Origin of the sequence: Acetobacter estunensis (genome assembly GCF_011516945.1) — a bacterium.
GTDB classification, from domain to species: domain Bacteria; phylum Pseudomonadota; class Alphaproteobacteria; order Acetobacterales; family Acetobacteraceae; genus Acetobacter; species Acetobacter estunensis.
The window spans coordinates 1-7,982 of record NZ_WOTH01000069.1 but is presented as its reverse complement, the minus strand read 5'-3'; the positions used below and the strand labels follow the sequence as shown (position 1 = coordinate 7,982).

Here is a 7,982-nt window from a genome sequence, read left to right as displayed (position 1 = left end):
CTGCTCAAAACGCAGACTGGACGCCATCGCAAAAACCGTCAATCAAATCGCCAAAACCCAGAAATTACCGGCCAAGCACATCAATCAAGGGTTCTTCGATCCCTCCATCTTATTAAACACTGGACGCATGCGCTTGCCGATACGGACAAGCAGAGACCTGTTTTTACCCATCACCATTCAACTCAGAAACAGATGCCTTTTTGTGGTATTACTTAATACTTCTTTACAATATGTTCTCTGCCTGGCTCTGTCCAGATAGGCTTGTACAGTCTCTCCGCCATCCTCCCGCCACGATCCTCCGTCACGAGTGCGGCTCTCACACAAGGCAGCACTCACGGAGAGCGTGTCATGGATCGACCCCAAGCCCCCATTTTCGCCCGCACCGTCACGCAGCGCATGAGCCGCGCGACGGCACGCACCCTCGCCACCTGCGCCATGGGCGCATGGGTGGCGCTGGCTGTCGTGCCGTTTGTCATGGTGCTGATCGAACTGGGCTGAGCACCCCTTTCAGGAGCGTGCGCGGCCCTTCGCGGCGCCCGGCTTACCACCGCGTCCACGACCGCGCTTCGCGTCCGGATCATACCCACCGCCGCCCGGCCCGAGCGGTGTGGGTGTCGTGTTGCGCTTGCGCCCCGGGCCTCCGCCCTGACGCGGCGCTGTTGGCGGTGGCGGTTCGATGCCGAGTTGCAGCGCTTCCAGCCGTTTTACCTCGTCGCGCAGACGGGCCGCCGTCTCGAACTCCAGATCGGCCGCAGCGGCGCGCATCTTCTTTTCCAGCTCCGCAATCGTCGCGTCCAGATTCTTGCCCACGAACTCGTCGGCTTCCGCGCCTTCCGTGGGTGTGACGGTGACATAGTCCTGCTCGAATACGGAGCCGACGATGTTGCCGATCTGCTTGCGCACGCTCTGCGGCGTGATGCCATGCGCCTCGTTCCACGCGGACTGTTTTTCACGCCGCCGCGCGGTTTCCTCGATAGCGTATTTCAGGCTGTCGGTCATGCGGTCGGCATAGAGCAGCACGCGGCCGTCCACATTTCGCGCCGCACGTCCGATGGTCTGGATCAGTGACGTGCGCGAACGCAGGAAACCTTCCTTGTCCGCGTCCAGAATGGCGACGAGCGAACACTCGGGAATATCCAGTCCCTCACGCAGCAGGTTGATACCGATCAGCACATCGAATGCGCCCAGCCGCAGGTCACGAATGATCTCGATACGTTCCAGCGTATCGATGTCCGAGTGCAGATAGCGCACACGAATACCGGCCTCATCCAGATATTCCGTCAGGTCTTCCGCCATGCGCTTGGTCAGCACCGTGACCAGCACACGACCGCCCTTGCCGATGGTCTCGCGGCACTCCGCCAACAGGTCATCCACCTGCCGTTCCACAGGACGCACTTCCGTCACCGGGTCGATCAACCCGGTCGGGCGGATTACCTGCTCGCTGAACGCGCCCTCGGTCCGCTCCATCTCCCACGGTCCGGGCGTCGCGCTGACGAACAGACTCTGCGGGCGGTAAGCGTCCCATTCCCCAAACTTGAGCGGACGATTGTCGAGGCAGGAAGGCAGGCGGAAACCGAACTCCGACAGCACGGATTTGCGCGCGTGATCCCCGCGCTCCATGCCGCCGATCTGCGGCACGGTGACGTGACTCTCATCGACGATCAGCAGCGCGTCTTCCGGCAGATATTCAAACAGCGTCGGCGGTGGCTCGCCCGGCTTGCGACCCGAGAGATAGCGTGAGTAGTTCTCGATCCCCTTACACACGCCGGTCGTCTCCATCATTTCGAGATCGAACTGCGTGCGCTGCTGGATGCGCTCGGCCTCCAGAAGTTTACCTTCGGCCACGAACTGGTTGAGCCGCTCCTTGAGTTCCTGCTTGATGCCAATGATGGCCTGATTGAGCGTCGGACGTGGCGTGACATAATGGCTGTTGGCATACAGGCTGACTTCCGCCAGATCGGCGGTTTTCTCACCCGTCAGCGGGTCGAACTCGATGATCTGATCGATCTCGTCCCCAAACAGGGAGACGCGCCACGCCCGATCCTCATTCTGGGAAGGGAAGATGTCGATACTCTCACCACGCACACGGAACGCGCCACGCGCAAACGCCGCGTCGTTGCGCCGATACTGCAACTCCACCAGCGCCTTGATGAGCCGGTCGCGGTCGATTTCGCCTCCCACTTCCAGCCGCACGACCATGCGCGAGTAGGTCTCGACCGAACCGATACCGTAAATGCACGAGACAGACGCGACAATGATGACGTCATTGCGTTCTAGAAGCGCCTGCGTGGCGGCGTGGCGCATCCGGTCGATCTGCTCGTTGATCTGGCTGTCTTTTTCGATATAGGTGTCCGAACGCGGCACATACGCTTCGGGCTGATAATAATCGTAATAACTGACGAAGTATTCCACCGCGTTTTCTGGGAAGAACTGCTTCATCTCTCCGTAAAGCTGCGCTGCGAGCGTCTTGTTGGGAGCAAGAATAAGCGTGGGCTTCTGCGTCGCCTCGATCACCTTGGCCATGGTGAAGGTCTTGCCCGAGCCCGTCACGCCCAAGAGAACCTGATCGCGCTCCCCCTGCTCCACACCCGCCACAAGTTCCTTGATGGCCTGCGGCTGATCTCCTGCGGGCTCGTATTCCGAGACCACCTTCATGCGGAACTTCTTCTCGCGTGGAGCGAGACGTTCGGGCTGGAACAGGAGAGCCGGCGTGCTGCCGGAAACGGGACGTGCGCTGGATGCCATTATTCCGAAATGGCGTGTCGAAGGTCAGACCGCAAGAGCGGCAGCCCGTCCAGATGGCACAAACCCACCCGGACGGTGCCGTGGATCAGCGGCGCCACCACCCCGCACGCGGGGCAGCGGGCGGTGCGTCATCTTCGATCACGGTCGGCTCGACCATGATGACCGGCTTGCGCTCATTGCTTTTGTCCGTTTTGGAAGCAGCCTCAGCTTTCGCCTCAACAGACTTTTCCGCTGGCGCGGAAGCCTCCTCAGCCAGGCTCACCTCCGCTTCCGGTTCCGCGGCCTTGCGCCGGGTGCGCGTGCGGCGGCGCGGCTTTGCAGCCTCTTCCTCCACCGGTGCAGGAGGGGCCTCTTCAGGTGTCGCCACGTCCGCTTTAACGGCAGGCGCCTCCTCGCTAGGAGCAACTGCCTCCTCTGCTGCCGGACGGCGACGGCGGCCGCGCCCACGACCCCGTGACGGCTTTTCTTCCGTTGCTTCGGCTTCAGGTGCCGTCACACTGTTTTCCGCAACTGTAGCAATTGCCTCATCCGGCTCGGCCACAAGATCGGTGCCAGCGGGCGCGGCCACCGCGCTGCGATCGGCCTGAAGGTCTGCCTGCTCCATGATATCGAAGATATCGAAGCTGCCCCCAAACGGATCGGCCGGTGTCGGACCACGCCATTCGCGCGCTGCCGGAACAGGGGCCGCCCGCGGGGCCGGCGCAGGCGCTGCTGCCTGTGCTGGCGCAGGTGCCACCTGCCGGTCCGTCTGCGGCACCTTCCGCGAATGACGGGTGCGCGTGCGTCCCGGCACAAGATTTTCTTCCGCAGCCTCTTCGGACACAGGTGCAGAAGGCCGCCCGTTCACGGCAGCGCCATCGGCGTTGCCGTTGGTCTCAGCGGCGATGCCATTTTCTTCGCGCTGCCCGTTTCCGTTGCCACGACGGCGACGGCCACGGCGGCGGCGACGCACACCGTTCTCGCCCTCATCCTGCGTTTCCACGGGCGCTTCATCGCCATTCCCGGTTTCCCGCGCCGTTTCTGGCGGCGTGTCGGAAATGGCGATCACACGACGGTTCGTGGCCTCATCCTCAACGGCTGGCGTCACATCGTTGTTGGACGTTTCCGGCTCGACCCGCAGATCGCTGGTGACGGTCGCAGGCTCCGGCGCGTCACGACGAACCGTCTGCGCACGCCGTCGCTCAATGCGGATCTCGGGAGGCGGCAGCGTCGCATCGGCCGTGAAGATCACGGTCATGTGGTGCCGCCGCTCAATGGAATCGAGCCAGTCGCGCTTGTTGTTGAGGATGTAGAGAGCGATCTCGGCCGCGACATGGACGTTGATTTCGGCCGCGCGGCGATTGCCGCCCTCTTCCTCGATGGCGCGTAGGACATGCAGCGCCGAGCTTTCGATCCCGCGCACGATGCCTGTGCCCTGACAGTGCGGGCACATGGCGAAGGCGGATTCCGCAACGGACGGACGCAGCCGCTGACGCGACATTTCCAGCAGACCGAAATGCGAGATTCCGCCCACCTGAATGCGCGCGCGATCATTGCGCAGCGCGTCCTTCAGACGGCGCTCCACCTGCGTATTGTGGCGGCGGGACTCCATGTCGATGAAGTCGATGACGATCAGACCGGCCAGATCGCGCAGGCGCAACTGACGGGCCACCTCATCAGCCGCTTCCAGATTGGTGCGGACTGCTGTTTCCTCAATGTTGCGCTCACGCGTCGCACGACCCGAGTTCACGTCGATGGAAACAAGCGCTTCGGTCTGGTTGATGACGAGATAGCCACCGGATTTGAGCTGCACCGTGGGCGAGAGCATCGCATCCAGCAGTCCTTCCACATGGTAGTGGCTGAACAGCGGCTGGCTTTCCTTGCGCCACAGGCGGACCTTGCCCGCATTCTGCGGCATGAGCATCCGCATGAAGTCGCGCGCGCCACGCCATGCCGGCTCACCATCGACGATGATTTCCTCGATGTCGCGGCTGTACACGTCACGAATGGCGCGTTTGACGAGGCTTGCCTCCTCGTAAATCAGCGCCGGAGCGACGGATTTCAGCGTGTGCTCGCGAATTTCATCCCACAGATGCAGCAGATACTCGCAATCGCGCATGACTTCCGGGCGCGGGCGCTGGGCACCGGCGGTCCGCACGATCATGGCCATGCCGCGCGGGAGCTGAAGCTCGGAAATGATGTCGCGCAGACGCTTGCGGTCATTGACCGACGTGATCTTGCGCGACACGCCGCCACCACGCAGGGCATTGGGCATCAGCACACAGTAGCGCCCCGCCAACGAGACATAGGTGGTCAGGGCCGCGCCCTTGTTGCCGCGCTCTTCCTTGACCACCTGCACCAGCAGGATCTGTCGGCGACGGATGACTTCCTGAATCTTGTAGCTGCGCAGGAAGCGGGCCATGCGCTTCTGGACGAGGGCTTCTTCGCCCGTATCCGTCTCACCCCCCACGCTTTCGGGGGTGCTGTCCTTGCACTCGGTCGCGCCATTGTCGTCCGCGACTGTCTCGTCCGTCGCGTCGCCCTCACCTTCCGCAGCCGCATCCTCCTCGGACTCGGCGCTTTCAGCATCTTCTTCCTGCAATGCGAGGAGCTTCTCGCGATCCGCGACGGGAATCTGATAGTAATCGGGGTGGATTTCGCTGAAGGCGAGGAAACCGTGGCGGTTGCCACCGTAATCGACGAAGGCGGCCTGCAGGCTCGGCTCGACGCGGATTACCTTGGCAAGATAGATATTGCCCTTGAGCTGCTTCCGGTTGGAGGCCTCGACGTCGTAATCGTCAAGACGGTTTCCGTCCATCACGACGACGCGCGTTTCTTCCGCGTGTGTCGCATCTATCAGCATGCGTTTGGTCATTAAGGAAAAAACTCCGGCGCCCCGGCGTTCGTCCAGCCGGGCGCAGCCGGACCCAGACGGTCCGGGCGCCGCGCGGGAACGCTGCGGGCGAATTGATGGCTTGATCCGGGGAGATGGGCGCACACCGCAGCGCGACAGGGCACAGGCTGAATGAGGGGGACATGACAGCAAAACGGGCCGGACCTGACGGGCCTGCCTTCGCTTTCTGTCGTGTCGCCGTAACTGCTCTCATCCGTCCCTGTCGATCAAGCGTAGGTGGCGCTCCGTCCGCAGCGCGCCCGCGTCCCTGACTTGAGGCAACACGGCCACGGCTCCGCCCGGGCGACGTGGACGGTCGTCTTCGGACGGACCACGTTCTAGCGAACATGGAGCAAAGAGTCGCGCCGCGCAAGCGCCCACAGCCAGAGCGCGTTGGGAAGCAAAGCGTTAATGACTTGCACCCGAGTGCATGTCAGGATGCACCCGCAGGATCTGGCAACAGGATGAGGTCATGACGCGGGAGCCGAAAGCGAACAGCGCGAAAGAACATATCGCCGCGCCATCGCGGGCGGTTTTCCGACAGGGAAACGTGACACAGACCGCAGGACCGCTTCCCCCGGACGGGATCAATGGACTGCTCTACAGCACCACACAGCGCCGCCATCTCCTGCTCGCCGGATTGGCCACACCGCTTATCAGCGCCTCCGCCCTTGCCCGCGCGCCAACACATACCGCAAAGAAAAGTGTGTCCCACCACCACGCGCTGACCGCCCCCGCCATCATCCGCAGAGCGGCTCCCCTGCCGCCGCTGGTCATGCTCGACCCCGGCCATGGAGGCAAAGATCCCGGCGCCATCGGCCTGTCGGGCACGTATGAAAAACACGTCTCGGAAGCCGCCGCCGCCGAACTGGAGCGGCAACTGCTCTCATCAGGGCGCTACCGTGTGGCCATGACCCGCACGGCGGACCGCTTCATCCCGCTCGAAGGACGTGTGGAGATGGCCCAGAACCGCAAGGCCGCGCTTTTCATTTCCATGCATGCGGATGCCCTACACGATCCTTCGGTGCGTGGAGCGAGCGTCTATACGCTGGCCAACACCGCATCCGACGCCCAGACCGCCACCATTGCCAGCAGCGAAAACAGTGCCGACCTTTTTGGCGGCCCGCATGTTCACGCCACGTCTCCCGAAGTGCAGAAAATCCTCGCCAGTCTCGTTTCGGAAGAAACACGGCGCGGCTCGGCACACATGGCCCACGCCGTCGTCTCCTCCTTCCATCAGCGCGTGGCTCTGCTGCAACATCCCAATCGCCACGCGGCTTTCGTCGTGCTCAAGGCCGCCGATATTCCCTCCGTACTTGTGGAAATGGGCTTCATGTCCAACCGCCAAGACGAAGCGGCGCTCCGACAGGCCGGGCACCGCGCCATGGTGGCAGGGGCAATGCGTGACGCCATCGATCGCTACTTCGCAGCCTCCGGTCCCGGCATCGGCTGAGATTCTGTGGCCTATGTTTTCCTTACAATCCGGACAAAGAGTGAATGACCCGAGTCAAAGGTTTCTTCCTGCGCGTGCTGCCCGCACTGGCCGCATTCGCGCTTGCGCCCACCCTTCCCGCACAGGCGCGCGAGGTCGCGGCAAGCTGTGACAACGCGCGCTTTCTCGCTGCGCAATCCGACTTCGAGAATGGCGGGGCGCATGGCGACAGGGCCGTGCATATCTGCGGCCGGGTGATCGCCGTCTCGCCCCGCGCACACCGCACCCGCAGTGGCGTGCATGGCTATTTCTATGTCGATGTCGGACAGGGCGTGTCGATCCGCATCGTCTCCAATCTCGATGAGATGAACGCCCCCGCGTGGCCGTGGGTCCACAAAGGCGACGAAGCCGATGTGATCGGACGTTACTACTACGACTCTCCGCGCCGTCAGGGCATCGACTGGACCCATCGTGGCACAAGCCGCAAATGGGACGTGCCGGGTTCCATTACCGTGAACGGCAATCGCTACGAGTGACGGAACGGGCCTTCATCCCAACAGGGTGGAGGCCTTTTTACTTTCAGCCGCTCTTCGTGCTCTGCTTTACCGTGCGCGGGAGCGGCCCCTCCAGGCGCAGCGTGTTCCACGACAGGAAACAGTCACACAGGAACGTGCCGAGAGACGCCACCGTGCACAGCAGCGCGGCCCCGAACAGTCCCACCAGCCACAACGCGATCGAAGCGTCCCGCACGCTGCCAAGAAACAGAACGAACGCCGCGCCGCAGGTCATGGCCCCAGCCATGCCGCCGAACATGATGGCGATGTCGACGCGGATTTCTCACATTTTGTCTGAAGAGTGTTATTCTCTGTTCTGAGAGCTGTGTCCTGTGCGTCTGATCTGGAATGACAACGGCATTTTGCCTCTGGAGGCAGA

General features: G+C 62.7%; 7 protein-coding genes. 4 read left to right on the top strand and 3 right to left on the bottom strand.

Annotated features, from left to right (window positions below; all coding sequences use genetic code 11):
- Together GOB87_RS16665 and GOB87_RS15890 are read left to right on the top strand one after the other, a co-directional pair.
- On the top strand, positions 1–259 hold a 259-nt coding region (locus GOB87_RS16665; protein WP_206752350.1), incomplete at its 5' end, for a hypothetical protein.
- Positions 260–348: 89 nt separating this feature from the next.
- Entirely contained in the window at positions 349–498 is a 150-nt protein-coding gene (locus GOB87_RS15890; RefSeq protein ID WP_166318982.1) for a hypothetical protein, read from the top strand.
- A gap of 9 nt (positions 499–507) precedes the next feature.
- Here GOB87_RS15890 and uvrB read toward each other — a convergent pair whose 3' ends face one another.
- Entirely contained in the window at positions 508–2,745 is a 2,238-nt protein-coding gene (gene uvrB, locus GOB87_RS15885; RefSeq protein ID WP_166318979.1) for an excinuclease ABC subunit UvrB, read from the bottom strand.
- Between the two features lie 85 nt (positions 2,746–2,830).
- Positions 2,831–5,599: a ribonuclease E/G gene (locus tag GOB87_RS15880; RefSeq protein WP_166318976.1), complete on the bottom strand. Its 2,769-nt coding sequence runs from the start codon at positions 5,597–5,599 to the stop codon at positions 2,831–2,833.
- A gap of 490 nt (positions 5,600–6,089) precedes the next feature.
- Here GOB87_RS15880 and GOB87_RS15875 point away from each other — a divergent pair, with 490 nt between their 5' ends.
- A complete protein-coding gene (locus GOB87_RS15875; protein WP_166318973.1) occupies positions 6,090–7,070 on the top strand; it encodes an N-acetylmuramoyl-L-alanine amidase family protein in 981 nt (326 codons plus the stop codon).
- Positions 7,071–7,114: 44 nt separating this feature from the next.
- Complete coding sequence (locus GOB87_RS15870) at positions 7,115–7,585, top strand: DUF3465 domain-containing protein (RefSeq protein WP_166318970.1); 471 nt, start codon at positions 7,115–7,117, stop codon at positions 7,583–7,585.
- A gap of 43 nt (positions 7,586–7,628) precedes the next feature.
- Here GOB87_RS15870 and GOB87_RS15865 read toward each other — a convergent pair whose 3' ends face one another.
- Positions 7,629–7,862, bottom strand: a complete 234-nt coding sequence (locus GOB87_RS15865; RefSeq protein WP_242006524.1) for a DUF2721 domain-containing protein — start codon at positions 7,860–7,862, stop codon at positions 7,629–7,631.
- Positions 7,863–7,982: the final 120 nt, after the last annotated feature.

Bases quoted from the DNA above. Each gene is read 5' to 3' on its own strand.
- GOB87_RS15890 (WP_166318982.1), top strand. From the start codon at position 349: ATGGATCGACCCCAAGCCCCCATTTTCGCCCGCACCGTCACGCAGCGC.
- uvrB (WP_166318979.1), bottom strand. From the start codon at position 2,745: ATGGCATCCAGCGCACGTCCCGTTTCCGGCAGCACGCCGGCTCTCCTG.
- GOB87_RS15880 (WP_166318976.1), bottom strand. From the start codon at position 5,599: ATGACCAAACGCATGCTGATAGATGCGACACACGCGGAAGAAACGCGC.
- GOB87_RS15875 (WP_166318973.1), top strand. From the start codon at position 6,090: ATGACGCGGGAGCCGAAAGCGAACAGCGCGAAAGAACATATCGCCGCG.
- GOB87_RS15870 (WP_166318970.1), top strand. From the start codon at position 7,115: ATGACCCGAGTCAAAGGTTTCTTCCTGCGCGTGCTGCCCGCACTGGCC.
- GOB87_RS15865 (WP_242006524.1), bottom strand. From the start codon at position 7,862: ATGTTCGGCGGCATGGCTGGGGCCATGACCTGCGGCGCGGCGTTCGTT.